Below are 17,075 nucleotides of genomic sequence, written 5' to 3' on the forward strand. Positions count from 1 at the left end.
GGCGGTCACTTCTTCAAGAGCTTGCGCAGGAAGACGCGGGTGCGCTCTGCCAAGGCGAGGCGCTTGTATTCGACGTAGCCGATGCGTTCGTAGAGCGCGCGGTTCTCGGTCATCTTCTCGTTGGAGAAGAGATGGATCGAGTCGTGGCCTTGCCGCAATGCCTCGCGCTCCGCCAGTTCCAGCAGCGCGCGGCCGACGCCGGTGCCCTGGTGTTCGGGCCGCACCGCGATCACGTCGACCAGGAAGCCTTCGTCGGTGACATCGAGCACCAGCGCCGCAATGACTTCGTCCTGCTGCGTGGCGACCCAGACCTGTGCGTTCGCGATGGCGGCGCCGTAGTCCTTGGTCATCGGAATCGGCGTGAGGCCGAGGCGCGGGATGTAGTGGCGGAAGGCCTCGATGGCGCAGGCGGCGACCGATGCCGCATCGCTCGCATTGGCGCGCCGGAGGGTCCACGCGGTGCCCTGGTTCACGCGCTGAACTCCACCTCGCCCTCGATCTCGACCGGGATGTTGAACGGCAGCTCTGCCATGCCCACGGCGCTGCGCGCGTGTGCGCCGATGTCGGGTCCGAAGAGTTCGAGGATGAGGTCCGAGAAGCCGTTGATCACCGCGGGTTGCTTGTCGAAGCCGGGCGCCGAGGCGACCATGCCGAACACGCGTGTCCAGGCGGTGATGCGATCAAGATCGCCGAGGGCACGTTGCAGGCTGCCGAGCATCGCGAGGGCCGTGAGGCGTGCCGATGCATAGCCCTGCTCGACGGTCACCTCGCGGCCCAACTTGCCGAGCGGCGCGGCGATGGTGCCGTCGGCATTGAGCGGGCCGTGGCCCGAGACGATCGCGCGGTGGCCGATGAGCCGCACGAACTGGAAGGGCAACACGACGCCAGGCGGCGGCGTCACTGTCGGGGGAAGAACGAGGCCGAGTGCGGCCAGTCGTTGCTCGATGCGGGCCATGGCGTTTCTCTCCTGTGGCGGACACGAAAAGTCCGCCGCATCTTGCCACGGCCCCCCGTGGATCAGCCCAGTGCCGGGTAGTCCGTGTAGCCCTTGGCGCCACCGCCGTACATGGTGGCCTTGTCGAGCTCGTTCAGCGGTGCGTTCTCGCGCAGGCGCCGCACGAGGTCGGGGTTGGAAATGAAGGGCTTGCCGAAGGCCACGAGGTCGTCGCCTTCCTTCACGGCTTCGTCGGCCAGCGGCTTGTCGTAGCCGTTGTTGACCATCCATGCGCCCTTGCCGCCGGCCTGGCGGTACGCGGCCTTGAGGGCTTCGTAGTCGAAGGGGCGGTCCTCGATCTCGCGCGGGCCGCCGGTGGCGCCTTCGATGATGTGGATATAGGCGAGGTTCAGTTGAGCAAGCTGTTTCACCACATAGGTGAAGAGCGGCTGCGGGTCGCTGTCGTGCACGTCGTTGGCGGGCGTGACGGGCGACAGGCGGATGCCGGTCTTGCCGCCGCCGACGGCATCGACCACGGCGCGTGTGACTTCGAGCAGGAGGCGTGCGCGGTTCTCGATGGAGCCGCCGTAGTCGTCGGTGCGCTTGTTGCTGCCGTTCTTCAGGAACTGGTCGAGCAGGTAGCCGTTGGCGCCGTGCACTTCGACGCCGTCGAAGCCGGCGGTTTCCACCGCGCTGCGTGCCGCGACCGCATAGGCGTGGACGATGCCCGGCAGTTCACCGGCGTCGAGCGCGCGCGGCTCGGAGGTTTCCACGAAGGTCGGCACGCCGTCCTTGATGAGCACGGTCTTGGTCTTGGCGGTGATGGCCGAGGGAGCGACGGGCTTTCCGCCATCGGGTTGCAGTTCGGTGTGCGAGACGCGGCCCACGTGCCAGAGCTGCACGACGATCTTTCCGCCCTTGGCATGCACCGCTTCGGTCACGCGCTTCCAAGAATCGAGCTGTTCGGTGCCATAGAGGCCGGGCACATCGGAATAGCCCTGGCCCTGGTGGCTGATGGCGGTGGCCTCGGTGATCAGCAGGCCGGCGGTGGCGCGCTGGGCGTAGTAGGTGGCGGCCATCTCGGGCGGCACGGCGTTGGGCGAGCGATTGCGCGTCAGCGGCGCCATCACGATGCGGTTGGCGAGCTTCAGGTCGCCGGCCTGTACGGGGTCGAAAAGGGTGGTCATCGTGAAAGAGGGGTTGAAACAGAGAGGCGCAAGGCTAAGCGCCCGGCCTCAACCCTGCTGTCACACGGTTGTCCCGATTGGTGCTAGTACCCTCAGGACAGAAGGGCCAGCAGCGCGGTGCTCACGCGCACCGGCACCGCGAGCAGGATCTGCCCCATGCCCTTGCCCAGCGGGTCGTTGCGCAGCGACGCCATGCCGCCGCCGCCCAGCGCTTCTTCGCAGACGAAGTTGAAGGCATCGATGCCGGGCACCTCGTGGCGCGTGACGCGGCCCTTGACCAGGTGCGCGAGCCACTCGGCCACGCGCGCTTCGGTGAGTTGGTCGCGCAGCAGCGGCAGCAGGGCGGGGTGGCGCGCGATGACACCGATGTTCGAGATGTCGCCCTTGTCGCCGCTGCGGGCCCAGGCGAGGCGAATGAGGGGCACGTCGACGGTGCCTGTGGTCTCGGGTGCCGTTTGGTGTTGCGAGGCGCTGGCGGGCCGGGGCGCGGGCATGTCGGCCGCTGCGGGCGCAAGCGTGCGCGGCACATCGATGCGTTGCCCTTCGATGCTCACGCTCGCCTCCACCAGCGACTTGTCGAGCAGGAAGGCGTACTGCCGGATCGACGGCGACACCGAAGCCCGCCCGCCGCCCGCGCCCGTGGTGCCTGGAGACCACGAGGTGCCGGCCGGCGCCACCTCGCGCGCGAACAATTCGAGCGCTTCCTTGCGCGGATGCGTCACCGCGAGCCGGAGCACCACCTCGCGCGCCTGCAGCACCTGTGCATTCGCATGCGGGCCGTAGCAGGACTCCGCACCGAGCGTCTCGATGTGCGTGGCGCTGTAGGGGCCGAAGCCGAGCTGCGCGAAGAGTTCGCCGGTGCGCGCAAGGATCGCTTCGCCCGTGCGCCGCGCCTTCGCGGCCGCATCGAAGCCCACGATGGTGAGCTGCGCCGCGGTCTTGAAGCCATCGACATGCGTGGCGCTGACCTTGTAGCTCGCGGTCGGTGCGCGGCCGCGCGCGCCGTGCACGCGCACGCGGTGCTCGCCGGCCTGTTCGATGCGCACCTGCGTGAAGTCGGCCGTCACGTCGGGCAGCAGGTAGGCCGCCGGATCGCCGATTTCATAGAGCATCTGCTCGCCGACCACCGCGGGCACGAGCTTGCCGCCGGTGCCCGCGGGCTTGGTGACGACGAAGCTGCCGTCGGCGCCGCATTCGACGATCGGGTAGCCGATGTGAGGCCAGTCGGGCACGCTGTCCCAGTCGGTGTGCAGGCCGCCGGTGGCCTGGCAGCCGCATTCGATGATGTGGCCCGCGAGGCTGCCCGCTGCAAGCAGGTCGTGGTCGCCGGGCTGCCACTTGAACTCATGCATCAGCACGCCGAGCGTCACGGCCGAGTCGACGCAGCGGCCGGTGATGACGACCTGCGCGCCCGCATCGAGCGCCGCCTGGATGGGCTGCGCGCCAAGGTATGCGTTGGCGGTGAGCACGCGTTCGGGCAGCGCGGCGCCGCTCTGCAGTTCGCGCACGGGCGGCTGCGCCTGGCGCAGTTGTGGCAGCAGTGCGGACACGTCGTCGCCGCTCACCACCGCGATCTTCAGTTCGATGCCTTGCTCTTTCGCGAGCGCGGCCAACGCATCGGCGCAGCCTTGCGGATTCACGCCGCCCGCGTTGCTCACCACGCGAATGCCCTGTTTCACGACGTCCTTGAGCACCGACTTCATCGCGACCGAAACGAAGTCGGTCGCATAGCCCAGCTCCGGCTTCTTGAGTCGCGCGCCCGCGAGGATCGACATGGTGAGTTCGGCGAGGTAGTCGAACACGAGGTAGTCGATCTGCCCGCTGGCCACGAGCTGCGGCGCGCCCACGCTGCTGTCGCCCCAGAAGCCCGAGGCGCCGCCGATGCGGACGATGCGTTCGTTGTCGATGCCGGTGTTGCTGCTGCTCATCGGCCGCTCCATTGCGGCTTGCGCTTCTCGCGGAAGGCGAGCTGGCCTTCGGCCGCATCTTCGGTGAGCGCGAAGAGGCCGATCTGGCTTTCGGTGAACGCCATCGATTCCTCGAAGGCCATCGCCTCGATCTTCTTCATCGTGTAGAGGCCGCGGCGGATGGCGGCGGGCGACTTGTCGAGCATGCGGCCGAGCAGCCACGCGACGCTCTCGTCCACGTCGTCGCTCGTGTGGTTGATCAGTCCGAGCTTGAATGCCTCTGCCGCGGTGATGGGCTCGCCGGTGATGCACATCTCGGCCAGCACGCGGCGCGGCAGCAGGCCGTCGAGCACGCTGAGCACCTGCGCGGGAAAGAGGCCGACCTTCACCTCGGGCAGGCCGAACACGGCGCTGTTGCTCGCCACCGCCATGTCGCACATCGCCATGATCCCCATGCCGCCCGCCATGCAGGCGCCGTTCACGCGCGCGATGAGCGGCACGGTCGACTGGCGTGCCTGGCGGAAGAGGTTGGCAAAGCCCTGGTAGGGCTCGGCGTAGTCGAACTTGAAGGAGGTGCCGCTCTGCAGGTCGGCGCCGGCGCAGAAGGCACGCGTGCCGGTGCCGGTGATGACGACGGCGCGCACTGCCGCGTCGGCGTTGGCGCGTGCCAGCGCATCGGACAGGCCGGCGAGCACGGCGGCGTTGATCGCATTGCGCCGCTCCTGGCGGTCGATGGTGAGCCACATGACGGGCCCGCGCATCTCTTCGCGCAGTTCGGCGGTGGGAGGGGTTTTGGCCATGGCGCTGGGTTCCTTCGGTGGTCTTCTGGAGTTGCTGCCCGTAGCGTGACGCGAAAAAAAAGCCGCATCGTGCGGCTTGTGGCTGAAGCGGCCCGGGTTTTCCCGTAGAGGGCCCGGCCGCTTCGCTGCTTCTGTGTGCTTCGGTTTACTTCAGCAGGCCTTCGGCCTTCATTGCTTCCTGCACCGCCGGACGGGCGGCCACGCGTGCATGCCAGGCCTGCACGTTGGCGAAGGCCGAGATGTCCACGCCGGTCGGCTTGGTCCAGTTGGTCACGGTGAACAGGTAGCCGTCGGCCACGCTGAAGTGCTCGCCCATCAGGTACTGCTTGTCGGCGAGCTGGCCGTCGAGCCATTCGTAGCGCGACTTGAGCTTGTCCTTGAAGATGGTCTTGGCTTCTTCGGGCATGTTGGGGTTGAACAGCGGGCTGTAGCCCTTGTGGATCTCGGTGCCGATGAAGGTGAGCCACTCCTGCAGGCGGTAGCGTTGCAGCGTGCCGGCGGAGGGCGCGAGGTTCTTGGTGGGTGCAAGGTCGGCGATGTATTGCACGATGGCCGGGCCTTCGCGCAGGCGCGTGCCGTCGTCCAGTTCGAGCATTGGCACGTAGCCCAGCGGGTTGATGCCGTAGTAGTCGGTGCCGTCCTGCAGCTTGTGGCTCTTGGTGCTGGCCATCACCGGTTCGAAGGCGAGGCCCGCTTCGTGCAGCGCGATGTGGGGAGAAAGGGAACAGGCACCGGGCGAGTAATACAGCTTCATTCGAAATGACTCCAAGGGAAATGGATGTGGATGGCGAGGTTGATCTTTATGGGAAACCGCCGGGGATGCTAGCGGGTTTGGCGGCATCGCGTTTTTGTCCTACGGTGGCTTGGGGCCGGTGACTATCAAGGGGGCGAAGCGCGCTTTCTAAGCTCCCCCGCACGGTGGGCGAGGCCTGCTGCAAGGAGTTTCGGATGTTGAAGTACGCGATCATTTTTGCGGTCATCTCCCTGGTGGCCGGCCTGCTCGGCTTCGGTGGCGTGGCTGCGGGAGCGGCCGGTATCGCCAAGTTGCTGTTCGGCCTGTTCCTCGTTTTGGCCGTGCTGTTCGTGGTGCTCGCCGCGCTGGGCGTGGGCGCGGTGAAAAAGGCGCTGGACTGATGCAGCGTCCGAAGACGAAGTGGCCGCAGGCGCGGTCGCTCGACATGCTGCTGCAGAGCCCCGCGCACCGCGTGGTGCGGGTGTTGCTCGTGACGCAGGCGCATTGGCAATTGCCTGAATACCGCTCGCGACGACGACGGGCCTGAAGAAGCTTCTCATGCACATCTCCCAGATCGACGCGCAACTCGACTACGAGGTCACTGCGCCCGCGCACATGCTGCTCAACATCGAAGCCGCACGCGCCGGCGCCCAGGCCGTGGTCGAAGAAACATTGACCATCGAACCGCCGACCGAGATGCAGGTTTTCTGCGACGAAGGCAGCGGCAATCGCTTCATTCGCTTCGATGCGAAGCCGGGGCCGCTGAAGATCGGCTACAGGGCGACGGTGCAGCGCTCGCACGTCCACGTGCCGCCAGACCTCTGCGAGGTGCCGGTCAACGAAGTGCCCGACGAGGTGCTGCACTACATGATGCCGACGCGCTATTGCGAGTCGGACCTGATGTCTCGCTGCGCGCAGCAGCTCTTCGGCGAACTGCCGCCGGGCATCGGCCGCGTGCAGGCGATCGTCGACTGGATTCATGAAAGCATCGCCTACGAGCCCGGCAGCACCGACTCGACCACGACCGCGCGCGAAGTGTTCGTGGAACGCGCGGGCGTGTGCCGCGACTTCGCGCACCTGGGCATCACCTTCTGCCGCGCGCTCAACATTCCGGCGCGGCTGGTGGTGGGCTATGTGTGGTTCGATGAGCCGCCGCAGGATTTCCACGCGGTGTTCGAAGCCTGGCTCGGCGGGCAGTGGGTGCTGTTCGATCCGACGCGCATGGCACCGGTCGACCGGCTGGTTCGGGTGGGCACGGGGCGCGATGCGAAGGACGTGGCGTTCTGCACGATCTTCGGCGCGGTGCGCATGACGGACAAGAAACTCGTGGTGCGGGAGCTGCAGGACGAAAGCGTTGCGCCGCCGGCTGCGCCGGCGCCGAGCGGTACGCTGGTGGGTATCGAAAAGCCGGTGCCGGTGTCGCAATTGGCGGAAACTGGCGGCTGATAACAATAGTTTGCTATTAAATACATAGCAAAAGACCCAGCATTCACGGGCGAATTGAGCGGTTTGGCATCGGCCTCTAGCTTGCCCACACAACAGGCGCAAGACGGTGCCGCCGATTAAAATTGGCGCCCCTTTTGCGCAGCGCACGCGTCTCAGTAGTGCGCCCCTCTTTCAAATGCTGTACCCCGAAGAATTCGATGTGATCGTCGTCGGCGGTGGCCATGCCGGCACCGAAGCCGCGCTCGCCGCCGCGCGCATGGGCGCCAAGACGCTGCTGCTCTCCCACAACATCGAGACGCTGGGACAGATGAGCTGCAACCCGTCGATCGGTGGCATCGGCAAGGGGCATCTCGTGAAAGAGGTGGATGCGCTCGGTGGCGCGATGGCGATTGCCACCGATGAAGCCGGCATCCAGTTCCGCATTCTCAATTCGAGCAAGGGCCCGGCCGTGCGTGCGACCCGCGCCCAGGCCGACCGCGTGCTGTACAAGGCCGCGATCCGCCATCGTCTGGAAAACCAGCCGAATCTGAGCCTGTTCCAGCAAGCGGTCGATGACCTGATGGTGGAGGGTGATCGCGTGGTCGGCGCCGTGACGCAGGTGGGCATTGCTTTCCGCGCACGCACCGTGGTGCTGACCGCGGGCACTTTTCTCGATGGCCGCATCCATGTGGGCCTCGACAACTACCAGGCCGGGCGCGCGGGCGATCCGCCGGCCATCAGCCTGTCGGCGCGGCTCAAGGAACTGAAGCTGCCGCAGGGCCGCCTCAAGACCGGTACGCCGCCGCGGCTCGATGGCCGCAGCATCGATTTTTCAAAGTGCACCGAGCAGCCCGGCGACGGCATGCCGGGCGGGGCAGGGCCGATGCCGGTGTTCAGCTTCATGGGCCGCACCGACATGCATCCGCGGCAAATGGCTTGCTGGATCACCCACACCAACGCACGCACGCACGACATCATTCGCTCGGGTTTCGACCGCAGCCCGATGTTCACCGGGAAGATCGACGGCGTCGGTCCGCGCTACTGCCCGAGCGTGGAAGACAAGATCAACCGCTTCGCCGACAAGGAAAGCCACCAGATCTTTCTCGAGCCCGAAGGCCTGACGACCAACGAGTACTACCCGAACGGAATCTCGACCAGCCTGCCGTTCGACATCCAGTACCAGCTCGTGCGCTCGATGCAGGGGCTGGAAAACGCCCACATCCTGCGGCCGGGCTATGCGATCGAGTACGACTACTTCGATCCGCGTGAACTCAAGAGCAGCTTCGAGACGCGCTCGGTCAAGGGCCTGTTCTTTGCCGGACAGATCAACGGCACGACCGGCTACGAAGAGGCGGCCGCTCAAGGATTGTTCGCCGGCATCAATGCCGCACTGCAATGCCGTGGCGAAGACGCCTGGCTGCCGCGCCGCGACGAGGCCTACCTGGGCGTGCTGGTCGACGACCTGATCACCAAGGGCGTGACCGAGCCGTACCGCATGTTCACCAGCCGCGCCGAGTTCCGCCTGCAGCTGCGCGAGGACAACGCCGACATGCGCCTGACCGAAGCAGGGCGCAAGCTGGGCCTGGTGGACGATGCGCGCTGGGATGCGTTCAGTCGAAAGCGCGACGCTGTTTCACGTGAAACAGAGCGGCTCAAGTCGATCTGGGTGAATCCGCGCAACCTACCGGCGGCGGAGTCCGAGCGTGTGCTCGGCAAGGCCATCGAGCACGAATACAACCTGGCTGACCTGCTGCGTCGGCCCGATGTGAACTACGAAACGCTGATGTCGCTGGACGGCGGGAAGTACAGCGCCAGCTCGGCCTTGAGCGAAACCGAGATCGAGCAGATCGAGATCTCGGCCAAGTACTCCGGCTACATCGAACGTCAGCATGACGAAGTGGAGCGCGCCGCTCACTTCGAGAACCTGCGCTTGCCGGCTGATTTCGACTACGGACAGGTCAAAGCGCTGAGCTTTGAAGTGCGCCAGAAGCTGGACAAGCACCGGCCAGAAACCTTGGGGCTTGCCTCGCGCATCTCCGGCGTGACGCCCGCAGCCATCTCGCTCCTGATGATCCATCTGCGCAAGGGCGGCCACAAAGCCTTCGCCCGTGACGCCGCCACGGAAGCAGCCACCGAGCCGCAGTCCGCCGAATGAGCGCGCCGATCGATACGCTGCGCACTGGCGCGGCAGCGCTCGGCGTCGCCCTGTCCGACCGGCAGGGCGAGCAGTTGCTGGCCTACGGCACGCTGATGCTCAAGTGGAACAAGGTCTACAACCTGACGGCGGTGCGCGATCCGGCAGGCGTGATGACGCACCATCTGCTCGACAGCCTCGCGGTGATCGCACCGCTGCAGCGCCAATATCCGGAGCAGGGCAGGTTGCTCGATGTGGGTTCGGGTGCTGGCTTGCCCGGCGTGATCATCGCGATCATGCGTCCGGACATCGACGTGAGTTGCCTGGACGCGGTCGCCAAGAAAGCCGCCTTCGTCCAACAGGTGGCAGCTGAACTGGAGTTGCCCAATCTCCGTGGATTGCATGCGCGAGTCGAATTGCTGGAAGGTAGCTACAACGTCATCAGCTCGCGCGCCTTCGCTTCGCTGCCGGATTTCTTCAATGGCTCGAAGCATCTGCTGGCAGCGGATGGTGTCTGGCTTGCCATGAAGGGCAAGATGCCCAGCGACGAGCTTGCCGTTCTGCCGCCAGAAGTGGCTGTGTTTCACGTGGAACAACTGACGGTTCCGGGCCTCGATGCCGAGCGCTGCATCGTCTGGGCACGCGAAGAGCCCGTCTGATCCCGTAAAAGATGCGCCGCCGCCGGCAAAAGCCGCTGGCCGAACGGCCCTCCGCGCGCCGGCCTCGCTTAGACTCGACGCCTCCCCTTGGCTCTCTTCTTCGAGGCAAATTCCATGTTTGGCATCGCTGACTACGGCGCTTTTGTCGCCGCCATCATCCTGTTCCTCCTGATTCCCGGTCCGGGCAATCTCGCGCTGATCACCTCGACCAGCAAAGGCGGAATTCGCGGTGGGTTGGCCGCGACCACGGGCGTGATCGTCGGCGATCAATGCCTTTTGTGGGCTGCGGTGGCTGGCGTGTCGGCGGTTCTGGCTGCTTATCCGGCCGCGTTCAAGGCGGTGCAATGGCTGGGCGCTGCCTACCTGGCGTGGCTCGGCTTCAAGATGCTGCTCGCCAAGCCGGGTTCGGCGCCGATCCTCAACATCAAGCCGGGCCACTTTTTCCGCCAGGCATTCATGATCACCTTGCTGAACCCGAAGGCCATCGTGTTCTATATGGCGTTCTTCCCGCTGTTCGTCGATCCGGCGCGGCATCAAGGTCTGATCACTTTCGGTGCGATGGCAGTGACGATCGCGGCATTGACCTTCCTCTACGGCCTGACCTCGACGCTGCTCACGCACTTCCTGGCCGAGCGCATCCGGGCCAATCGCCGCATTTCCGGCACGCTCGAAAAGCTGGCCGGCGTTTTCCTGATCGCCTTTGGCGTCAAGCTCGCGATCTCGCGCTGACCGATCTTCTGAACTGACATGGCCAAGATTTTCTGTATTGCCAACCAAAAGGGCGGCGTCGGCAAGACCACCACCACCGTCAACCTCGCGGCCGGACTGGCCAAGGTGGGGCAGCGGGTGCTGATGATCGACCTCGATCCCCAGGGCAATGCGACCATGGGTTCAGGCATCGACAAGCGCGAGCTGGAGCTGACCGTGTACGACGTGCTGCTCGAATCGGCTTCCGTTGCCGAGGCGCGCGTCAAGGCCGACAAGCTGGTGGAAGGCGGTTGCGGCTACGACGTGCTGGGCGCCAACCGCGAACTGGCCGGCGCCGAAGTGGAAATGGTGGCGCTCGACCGCCGCGAAAAGCGCCTTCGCACCGCGCTCGCCGCCGTCGGCGCCGAGTATGACTTCGTGCTGATCGACTGCCCGCCGAGCCTGAGCCTGCTCACGCTCAACGGGTTGTGTGCCGCCCACGGCGTGATCGTGCCGATGCAGTGCGAGTACTTCGCGCTCGAAGGGCTGACCGACCTGGTCAACACCATCAAGCAGGTGCATGCCAACCTCAACAAGAACCTGCAGATCATCGGCCTGCTGCGCGTGATGTTCGATCCGCGCATCACGCTGCAGCAGCAGGTGAGCGAGCAGCTGAAGTCCCACTTCGGCGACAAGGTGTTCGACACGGTGATCCCGCGCAATGTGCGACTTGCCGAGGCGCCGAGCTACGGCCTGCCGGGCGTGGTGTTCGATCCGGCGGCCCGAGGCAGCCAGGCTTTTATCGCCTTTGCGCAGGAGCTGGTCGAGAAGCTGCCGCCCGCGAGCGCTTTCGCTTCCGGTGCTGTCGCGCCGCCGATTGCCCCGGTCGATCGCATCGCGCCTGATCTCGCCATTCCCGAAGACGTGCTGGCCCCCGCGCCCGTATCCGACTCCGCCCCCGAAAAGAGCCTCTGACACCTGCCCCGAATCGGCATGGTGCTATCAAGTTCGTAGCAAATGACAGTTTCCCGCATCCTGTTGCTGCCGGGTTGGCAGAACAGTGGCCCCGGCCATTGGCAGACCATTTGGGAGTCGATCCATGGCGATCGCCGCGTCGATCAGCATGAATGGATGCGACCGCTGCGCGGCGACTGGTCCGCACGGCTCGAGGAAGAAGTGCTGGCGGCTCCCGGTCCGGTGGCTTTCGCCGCGCACAGCCTCGGCTGCATCCTCGTCGCCGCCTGGGCCGCGCATTCGCGCAACACGCACAAGGTGCGCGGCGCATTGCTGGTGGCGCCCGGCGACCTGGAGCGCGACGATTTGCGCCAGCTGATTCCCGGCTGGGCACCGATCGTGCGCCAGCCGCTGCCGTTCCCGGCGGTGCTGATCGCCGCCAACGACGACCCTTACTGTGAGGCTTCGCGCTCGCAGCAACTGGCCCAGGACTGGGGCGCACGCTTCGTCGACGCCGGCAAGGGCGGTCACCTGAACGCCGAATCCGGCTTGGGCGACTGGCCCGAGGGCCGGCAACTCCTGAACGACATTTCGAAAGACAAGAACTGATGGCGACCAAGAAACCCAAGGGCCTCGGCCGCGGACTCGAAGCGCTGCTCGGCCCGACGGCCGCGCCCGCTGCCGACCATGGCAATTCGGGAACGGACGAGGGCGCCGCGCCGCCGAACCCGACCACGCTGATGCTCGACCAGATGGTGGCCGGCGTCTACCAGCCGCGCACCCGCATGGACGAAGGTGCGCTCTACGAGCTGGCCGAGAGCATCAAGGTGCAGGGCATCATGCAGCCGATCCTGGTGCGCCGGCTCGATGCCGAATCGGCGGCCGCCAAGAACGCCGAATACGAAATCATCGCGGGCGAACGGCGCTTCCGCGCCGCCAAGCTCGCGGGCCTGGACAGCGTGCCAGTGCTGGTGCGCGACGTGCCCAACGAGGCTGCGGCAGCCATGTCGCTGATCGAGAACATCCAGCGCGAAGACTTGAACCCGCTTGAAGAGGCCCAAGGCCTGCAACGTCTGGTCGCCGAGTTTGGGCTCACTCACGAAATGGCGGCCCAGGCCGTCGGCCGCTCGCGCAGCGCAGCCAGCAACCTGCTGCGCCTGCTGAACCTGGCTGAACCCGCGCAGCAGATGCTGATGGCCGGCGACATCGACATGGGCCACGCCCGCGCGCTGCTCTCGCTGGATCGCGGCACGCAGATCACCGCAGCCAACCAGATTGCCGCCAAGAAGATGTCCGTGCGCGAGGCCGAGGCGCTGGTGAAGAAGCTCGCGGCCGAGTTCACCTTGACGCCGTCCCGTCGCGGCAACGCCGGGGAGAAGTCGCGTGACCTGCAGCGCGTGGAAGAAGAGCTGGCCGACCTGCTCACCGCCGAGGTCGAGGTTCGCATCAAGAAGCGCACGAAACGCGGCGAAAGCGGCGAGCTGGCGATCCATTTCGGCTCGATCGAAGCGCTCAACGGATTGATCGATCGCATCCGCCGAACGGCCTAGTTTTGAAATCGGGGCGTGTCGTTCGTCCGATTGATAACTGCAATCCTTTACGCGTATCCTCCTGCTGGATTTGTTAACCAATGTCTCTGAAATACGAGGGAGCCTGCTCATGAAGTTCACCAAATTTCCGCTTGCGGCCATTGCCGTGGGCGCTCTTCTCCTGACCGGTTGCGCGACCACCGACATGCAAATGGGCAGCCAGTCGGCCAAGACCATGGCCACCGGCAGCGCCGCGGGCTCCTCCACCGCCGGCGAGAGCAGCCAGCTCGAGCGCTGCGAATCGCCGCTCGGCACGGTCTCGCTGATCGAGAACCAGAGCGCGGGCTGGTACACCATCCTCACCGGCGAATACCGCCTGCCGCCTACTGCAAATCTGTTGCGTTTGCTGGTGCAGCAGTCGAACTGCTTCATCGTGGTCGAGCGCGGTGCGGCCGGCATGAACGCCATGACGCGCGAGCGCGCACTGCAGCAGTCGGGTGAAATGCGCGGCGGCAGCAACTTCGGCCGCGGCCAGATGGTCGCCTCCGACTACGGCCTGTCCCCCGAGATCGTGTTCAGCAACAGCGATGCCGGCGGCATCGGCGGCGCGCTCGGCGGCCTCGTGGGCGGCGGCCGTGGCCGCGCGCTCGCAGCCATCGGCGGCAGCATGCAGACCAAGGAAGCCAGCGCGCTCCTGACCCTCATCGACAACCGCTCGGGCGTGCAGGTCGCAGCCTCCGAAGGCAGCGCCTCCAAGACCGACTTCGGCGCCTTCGGTGGACTGGCCGGCCGCAGCGGCGCGGGCGGCCTCGGCGGCTACACCAACACGGCGCAGGGCAAGGTGATTGCCGCTGCTTTCATGGACGCCTTCAACCAGATGGTTCGTTCGCTGCGCAACTACAAGGCGCAGACCGTGCGCGGCCAGGGCCTCGGCGGTGGCGGTCGTCTGGGCGTGGATGGCGGTGCTGCACCGTCACAGACCTATGTGCCGCCGGAACAGGCACCGGCACGCCGCCGCAAGTAAGCAAGAAACGCTGGCCTTCGGGCCATGAAAAAGCCCGGGGCTCTTGCGAGCCGCCGGGCTTTTTACATGCGATCGGGATCGATCAGAGGCTGAAGATCTTGCCGGGATTCATGATGTTCTTCGGATCGAGCGCACGCTTGATCGTGCGCATCATGTCGATCGCGCCGACACCCGCCTCGGTGACGAGGAAGTCCATCTTGTGCAGCCCCACGCCGTGCTCGCCGGTGCAGGTGCCTTCGAGCGCCAGCGCGCGGGTCACCAGCTTGTGGTTGAGCTCCTCGGCCTTTACGCGCTCTTCGGGAATGTTCGGGTCCAGCAGATAACCGAAGTGGAAATTGCCGTCGCCCACGTGGCCGACGAGGAAGTAGGGGATGCCGCTCGCATCCGCTTCGGCCACCGAGTCGAGCAGGCAATCGGCCAGGCGCGAGATCGGCACGCAGGTGTCGGTGGAAATCACGCGGCAGCCCGGGCGCGACTGCACCGCCGCGAAGTAGCTGTTGTGCCGCGCGGTCCAGAGCCGCGTGCGTTCTTCCGGCGTGCTGGCCCATTCGAAGGCGTTGCCGCCGTGGCCGCTCGCGAGCTCCTGCACCGTCTCGGCCTGTTCCTTCACGCCGGCGGGCGAACCGTGGAATTCCATCAGCAGCATCGGCTCTTCGCGCAGGTCGAGCTTGGCGTAGGCGTTCACCATGCGCACTGTGTTCACGTCGATCAGTTCCACGCGCGCGATCGGCACGCCGAGCTGGATCGTCTCGATGGTGGTGCGCACCGCGGCCTCGATGCTCGGGAACGAGCAGATCGCGGCCGACACGGCTTCGGGCAGCGGGTAGATGCGCAGCGTGACTTCGGTGACCACGCCCAGCGTGCCTTCGCTGCCGACCATGAGGCGCGTGAGGTCGTAGCCCGCCGACGACTTCTTCGCGCGCGTGCCGGTGCGGATGACTTCACCCGCGGCCGTCACCACTTCGAGCGCCAGCACGTTCTCGCGCATGGTGCCGTAGCGCACCGCGTTCGTGCCGCTCGCGCGCGTGGCCGTCATGCCGCCGATGGAGGCGTCCGCGCCCGGATCGATGGGGAAGAACAGGCCCGTGCTCTTGATCTCTTCGTTGAGCTGCTTGCGCGTGACGCCGGGCTGCACCGTCACCGTGAGGTCGTCGGCGTTGATCGACAGCACCTTGTTCATGCGCGACACGTCGATGCTGATGCCGCCCTGCACCGCCAGGAGGTGACCTTCGAGCGAGGAGCCGACGCCGAAGGGAATGACCGGCACGCTGTGCTCGCTCGCGAGCTTGACGGCATCGGCCACGTCCTGCGTGCTCTCGGCAAACACCACGGCCGAGGGTGGTGGCGCATCGAACGAGGACTCGTCGCGCCCGTGCTGCGTGCGCACCGCCATCGCCGTGGAACAGTTGGCGCCGAAGCGGGCCTTGAGCCCGTCGATCAGGCTGGCCGGGACGTCGCGCAGATGAAGCTCCGGCATCAGGTGCGAGGTTTGGGTCGGGGCGTTCATCGGGAGTCTCCTGACGGGTGAGGGGGATCGGTCATTTTACGGAGCGAGCACCATAATGCGCTTCGGAAAAAATGATGAACCCCACGACCCTCAGCGCCCTCGCGGCCTTCCCCTCGCAACTGGAGGCCCACTACGCAGCCATTCCCGAGGCCTTCAGGCACTGGGCGCCCCCCTCGTGGGAGGGCGTGCCCAGCGAGGCCTTCACTGCCATCGAGCAACTCTGCCATGTGCGCGACATCGAGATCGAGGGCTACCACGTGCGCTTGAGGCGCACCCTCACCGAGAACCGCCCGACGCTGGCCTCGATCGACAGCGAACCGCTTGCCATCGAACGCAACTACGGCGCTGCCGATGCAAAGCAGGTGCTGGCCGATTTCCGACTCGCACGCGTGCAGACGATGGAGATCGTCTCGGGCCTGACCGATGCGCAACTGGCTCGCACAGCCGTCTTCGAAGGCTACGGCCCGCTCACGATGCGCAGCCTCATCCACTACCTCTGCAGCCACGACCAGCAGCATCTGGCGGGTCTGCAATGGCTGGCCGGCAAGATCGACGCATCGACGGTCCCCGCATAAACAAAGGACAGAGGAGCACCCATGGGCAACCGACTTTCCCAGATCGCCACCCGCACCGGCGACGACGGCACCACAGGCCTCGGCGACAACACCCGCGTGCCCAAGGACCATCTGCGCGTGCACGCGATGGGCGACGTGGACGAACTCAACTCGCAGATCGGCGTGCTGCTGTGCGAGCCCATGCCCGAGGCCGTGCGCGAGCTGCTGGTCGATGTGCAGCATCAGCTCTTCAACCTCGGTGGCGAACTCTCGATGCCCGGTTTCACGCTGCTCAAGCCCGAAGCGCTGCTGCAGCTGGACAACGCACTGGCCGACCACAACGCCGCCTTGCCGCGCCTGGCCGAATTCATCCTGCCGGCCGGCACGCGCGCCGCCTCGCTCGCGCATGTGTGCCGCACCGTGGCGCGGCGCGCCGAGCGCGCGGTGGTGGCGCTCGGTGCCACTGCGGAACTCAACGACGCATTGCGCCAATATCTCAACCGGCTCAGCGACCTGCTCTTCGTGCTCGCGCGCGTGCTCAACCGCATGGATGGCGGAGACGACGTGTACTGGAAGAGCGAGCGCATGGCGCGTGCCGCAGCCGCCCATGCTGCTGAAGCCAACGACGAAGAAGGAAGCCCGTCATGAAGATGCCTACCCATACCTTTGTGCTCGCAGCAGCGTTCCTCTTGCTGCCGACTGCAGCCGTCCACGCGCAGAGCGCAGACAACCCACCCAAGGCAGAGCGCGCGCACACGCTCAAGCCGCCGCCGCGAAACAGCAAGGTGGTGAGCGGTGTGCAGCGTGGAACCAACGCCGCCGGGCGCGGCATCGACCGCGCGGAAGACGCGACGCGACGTGGCGTCAACAACGTGTCGGCCCGCGCCAGCCGTCCGGTGCGCAATGTGGGCGAGGCCTTCGGGCGCAAGCTGGCGCCAGGTTCGAGTGGCCGTGCCGCCCCGCCGCCTGTGGGGCCACAAGGCAGCGCGCCCTGACGGCTTGTCTTATTCAGGGCGAAGCCTGGGTCGACCTGCTGCAGGC

General features: G+C 66.2%; 20 protein-coding genes. 13 read left to right on the forward strand and 7 right to left on the reverse strand.

The window, feature by feature from the left end:
• Positions 1-5: 5 nt before the first annotated feature.
• The 6 genes from J2W23_RS18065 to gstA all read right to left on the reverse strand — a co-directional run bounded on the left by J2W23_RS18065 (position 6) and on the right by gstA (position 5,582).
• Positions 6-473 (reverse strand): GNAT family N-acetyltransferase, encoded by a 468-nt coding sequence (locus tag J2W23_RS18065; protein WP_307649686.1) that lies wholly within the window; start codon positions 471-473, stop codon positions 6-8.
• On the reverse strand, positions 470-955 hold the full coding sequence (locus J2W23_RS18070; protein ID WP_176661092.1) for a RidA family protein: 486 nt from the start codon (positions 953-955) through the stop codon (positions 470-472). The genes J2W23_RS18065 and J2W23_RS18070 overlap by 4 nt, the downstream gene beginning before the upstream one ends.
• 62 nt (positions 956-1,017) lie before the next feature.
• Positions 1,018-2,121: an alkene reductase gene (locus J2W23_RS18075; RefSeq protein WP_176661091.1), complete on the reverse strand. Its 1,104-nt coding sequence runs from the start codon at positions 2,119-2,121 to the stop codon at positions 1,018-1,020.
• A gap of 92 nt (positions 2,122-2,213) precedes the next feature.
• Positions 2,214-4,049: an acyclic terpene utilization AtuA family protein gene (locus tag J2W23_RS18080; RefSeq protein ID WP_307649687.1), complete on the reverse strand. Its 1,836-nt coding sequence runs from the start codon at positions 4,047-4,049 to the stop codon at positions 2,214-2,216.
• Entirely contained in the window at positions 4,046-4,828 is a 783-nt protein-coding gene (locus J2W23_RS18085) for an enoyl-CoA hydratase/isomerase family protein (RefSeq protein ID WP_307649688.1), read from the reverse strand. The genes J2W23_RS18080 and J2W23_RS18085 overlap by 4 nt, the downstream gene beginning before the upstream one ends.
• Positions 4,829-4,973: 145 nt before the next feature.
• The gene (gene gstA, locus J2W23_RS18090; protein WP_307649689.1) at positions 4,974-5,582 is read right to left on the reverse strand and encodes a glutathione transferase GstA; all 609 of its coding nucleotides are present in this window, start codon (positions 5,580-5,582) and stop codon (positions 4,974-4,976) included.
• A 194-nt stretch (positions 5,583-5,776) separates the two neighbouring features.
• Between gstA and J2W23_RS18095 the strand changes: the two genes are divergently transcribed.
• The 10 genes from J2W23_RS18095 to J2W23_RS18140 all read left to right on the forward strand — a co-directional run bounded on the left by J2W23_RS18095 (position 5,777) and on the right by J2W23_RS18140 (position 13,973).
• Entirely contained in the window at positions 5,777-5,962 is a 186-nt protein-coding gene (locus J2W23_RS18095) for a DUF1328 family protein (protein WP_013538518.1), read from the forward strand.
• Positions 5,962-6,108 (forward strand): hypothetical protein, encoded by a 147-nt coding sequence (locus J2W23_RS18100; protein ID WP_176661087.1) that lies wholly within the window; start codon positions 5,962-5,964, stop codon positions 6,106-6,108. Before J2W23_RS18095 ends, J2W23_RS18100 begins: the two co-directional genes overlap by 1 nt.
• 11 nt (positions 6,109-6,119) lie before the next feature.
• Entirely contained in the window at positions 6,120-7,007 is an 888-nt protein-coding gene (locus J2W23_RS18105) for a transglutaminase-like domain-containing protein (protein WP_307649690.1), read from the forward strand.
• Between the two features lie 175 nt (positions 7,008-7,182).
• On the forward strand, positions 7,183-9,141 hold the full coding sequence (gene mnmG, locus J2W23_RS18110) for a tRNA uridine-5-carboxymethylaminomethyl(34) synthesis enzyme MnmG (protein ID WP_307649691.1): 1,959 nt from the start codon (positions 7,183-7,185) through the stop codon (positions 9,139-9,141).
• On the forward strand, positions 9,138-9,779 hold the full coding sequence (rsmG, locus tag J2W23_RS18115) for a 16S rRNA (guanine(527)-N(7))-methyltransferase RsmG (RefSeq protein WP_307649692.1): 642 nt from the start codon (positions 9,138-9,140) through the stop codon (positions 9,777-9,779). Before mnmG ends, rsmG begins: the two co-directional genes overlap by 4 nt.
• Before the next feature lie 114 nt (positions 9,780-9,893).
• Positions 9,894-10,508, forward strand: coding sequence for a LysE family transporter (locus J2W23_RS18120; protein ID WP_307649803.1), 615 nt, complete (start codon positions 9,894-9,896; stop codon positions 10,506-10,508).
• Between the two features lie 18 nt (positions 10,509-10,526).
• Positions 10,527-11,441: a ParA family protein gene (locus J2W23_RS18125; RefSeq protein WP_307649693.1), complete on the forward strand. Its 915-nt coding sequence runs from the start codon at positions 10,527-10,529 to the stop codon at positions 11,439-11,441.
• Positions 11,442-11,483: 42 nt separating this feature from the next.
• Entirely contained in the window at positions 11,484-12,029 is a 546-nt protein-coding gene (locus J2W23_RS18130) for an RBBP9/YdeN family alpha/beta hydrolase (protein ID WP_307649694.1), read from the forward strand.
• Positions 12,029-12,970 carry a ParB/RepB/Spo0J family partition protein gene (locus tag J2W23_RS18135; RefSeq protein ID WP_307649695.1) on the forward strand — a complete coding sequence of 314 codons (942 nt, stop codon included), beginning with the start codon at positions 12,029-12,031 and terminating at the stop codon, positions 12,968-12,970. The genes J2W23_RS18130 and J2W23_RS18135 overlap by 1 nt, the downstream gene beginning before the upstream one ends.
• Positions 12,971-13,079: 109 nt before the next feature.
• Positions 13,080-13,973, forward strand: a complete 894-nt coding sequence (locus J2W23_RS18140) for a CsgG/HfaB family protein (protein ID WP_176661079.1) — start codon at positions 13,080-13,082, stop codon at positions 13,971-13,973.
• Between the two features lie 82 nt (positions 13,974-14,055).
• Here the strand turns inward: J2W23_RS18140 and J2W23_RS18145 are convergent, their stop codons facing one another.
• Positions 14,056-15,480, reverse strand: a complete 1,425-nt coding sequence (locus J2W23_RS18145) for an FAD-binding oxidoreductase (RefSeq protein WP_307649696.1) — start codon at positions 15,478-15,480, stop codon at positions 14,056-14,058.
• A 74-nt stretch (positions 15,481-15,554) separates the two neighbouring features.
• Here J2W23_RS18145 and J2W23_RS18150 point away from each other — a divergent pair, with 74 nt between their 5' ends.
• The 3 genes from J2W23_RS18150 to J2W23_RS18160 are packed head-to-tail and all read left to right on the forward strand — an operon-like array spanning position 15,555 to position 17,029.
• Positions 15,555-16,055 (forward strand): DinB family protein, encoded by a 501-nt coding sequence (locus J2W23_RS18150; RefSeq protein WP_307649697.1) that lies wholly within the window; start codon positions 15,555-15,557, stop codon positions 16,053-16,055.
• A gap of 21 nt (positions 16,056-16,076) precedes the next feature.
• Positions 16,077-16,682, forward strand: a complete 606-nt coding sequence (locus tag J2W23_RS18155; protein ID WP_307649698.1) for a cob(I)yrinic acid a,c-diamide adenosyltransferase — start codon at positions 16,077-16,079, stop codon at positions 16,680-16,682.
• Positions 16,679-17,029 carry a hypothetical protein gene (locus tag J2W23_RS18160; RefSeq protein WP_176661075.1) on the forward strand — a complete coding sequence of 117 codons (351 nt, stop codon included), beginning with the start codon at positions 16,679-16,681 and terminating at the stop codon, positions 17,027-17,029. The genes J2W23_RS18155 and J2W23_RS18160 overlap by 4 nt, the downstream gene beginning before the upstream one ends.
• The last annotated feature ends 46 nt before the right edge of the window (positions 17,030-17,075 follow it).

This window comes from Variovorax boronicumulans (assembly GCF_030812215.1).
Lineage (GTDB): Bacteria > Pseudomonadota > Gammaproteobacteria > Burkholderiales > Burkholderiaceae_C > Variovorax > Variovorax boronicumulans_C.

Excerpts from the sequence above, each read along its gene's own strand:
- mnmG (WP_307649691.1), top strand. The coding sequence starts at position 7,183 with ATGCTGTACCCCGAAGAATTCGATGTGATCGTCGTCGGCGGTGGCCAT.
- J2W23_RS18145 (WP_307649696.1), bottom strand. The coding sequence starts at position 15,480 with ATGAACGCCCCGACCCAAACCTCGCACCTGATGCCGGAGCTTCATCTG.
- J2W23_RS18070 (WP_176661092.1), bottom strand. The coding sequence starts at position 955 with ATGGCCCGCATCGAGCAACGACTGGCCGCACTCGGCCTCGTTCTTCCC.
- J2W23_RS18085 (WP_307649688.1), bottom strand. The coding sequence starts at position 4,828 with ATGGCCAAAACCCCTCCCACCGCCGAACTGCGCGAAGAGATGCGCGGG.
- J2W23_RS18140 (WP_176661079.1), top strand. The coding sequence starts at position 13,080 with ATGAAGTTCACCAAATTTCCGCTTGCGGCCATTGCCGTGGGCGCTCTT.
- J2W23_RS18125 (WP_307649693.1), top strand. The coding sequence starts at position 10,527 with ATGGCCAAGATTTTCTGTATTGCCAACCAAAAGGGCGGCGTCGGCAAG.
- rsmG (WP_307649692.1), top strand. The coding sequence starts at position 9,138 with ATGAGCGCGCCGATCGATACGCTGCGCACTGGCGCGGCAGCGCTCGGC.
- J2W23_RS18100 (WP_176661087.1), top strand. The coding sequence starts at position 5,962 with ATGCAGCGTCCGAAGACGAAGTGGCCGCAGGCGCGGTCGCTCGACATG.
- J2W23_RS18120 (WP_307649803.1), top strand. The coding sequence starts at position 9,894 with ATGTTTGGCATCGCTGACTACGGCGCTTTTGTCGCCGCCATCATCCTG.
- J2W23_RS18105 (WP_307649690.1), top strand. The coding sequence starts at position 6,120 with ATGCACATCTCCCAGATCGACGCGCAACTCGACTACGAGGTCACTGCG.
- J2W23_RS18150 (WP_307649697.1), top strand. The coding sequence starts at position 15,555 with ATGAACCCCACGACCCTCAGCGCCCTCGCGGCCTTCCCCTCGCAACTG.
- J2W23_RS18160 (WP_176661075.1), top strand. The coding sequence starts at position 16,679 with ATGAAGATGCCTACCCATACCTTTGTGCTCGCAGCAGCGTTCCTCTTG.
- J2W23_RS18130 (WP_307649694.1), top strand. The coding sequence starts at position 11,484 with ATGACAGTTTCCCGCATCCTGTTGCTGCCGGGTTGGCAGAACAGTGGC.
- J2W23_RS18080 (WP_307649687.1), bottom strand. The coding sequence starts at position 4,049 with ATGAGCAGCAGCAACACCGGCATCGACAACGAACGCATCGTCCGCATC.
- J2W23_RS18075 (WP_176661091.1), bottom strand. The coding sequence starts at position 2,121 with ATGACCACCCTTTTCGACCCCGTACAGGCCGGCGACCTGAAGCTCGCC.
- gstA (WP_307649689.1), bottom strand. The coding sequence starts at position 5,582 with ATGAAGCTGTATTACTCGCCCGGTGCCTGTTCCCTTTCTCCCCACATC.
- J2W23_RS18095 (WP_013538518.1), top strand. The coding sequence starts at position 5,777 with ATGTTGAAGTACGCGATCATTTTTGCGGTCATCTCCCTGGTGGCCGGC.
- J2W23_RS18155 (WP_307649698.1), top strand. The coding sequence starts at position 16,077 with ATGGGCAACCGACTTTCCCAGATCGCCACCCGCACCGGCGACGACGGC.
- J2W23_RS18135 (WP_307649695.1), top strand. The coding sequence starts at position 12,029 with ATGGCGACCAAGAAACCCAAGGGCCTCGGCCGCGGACTCGAAGCGCTG.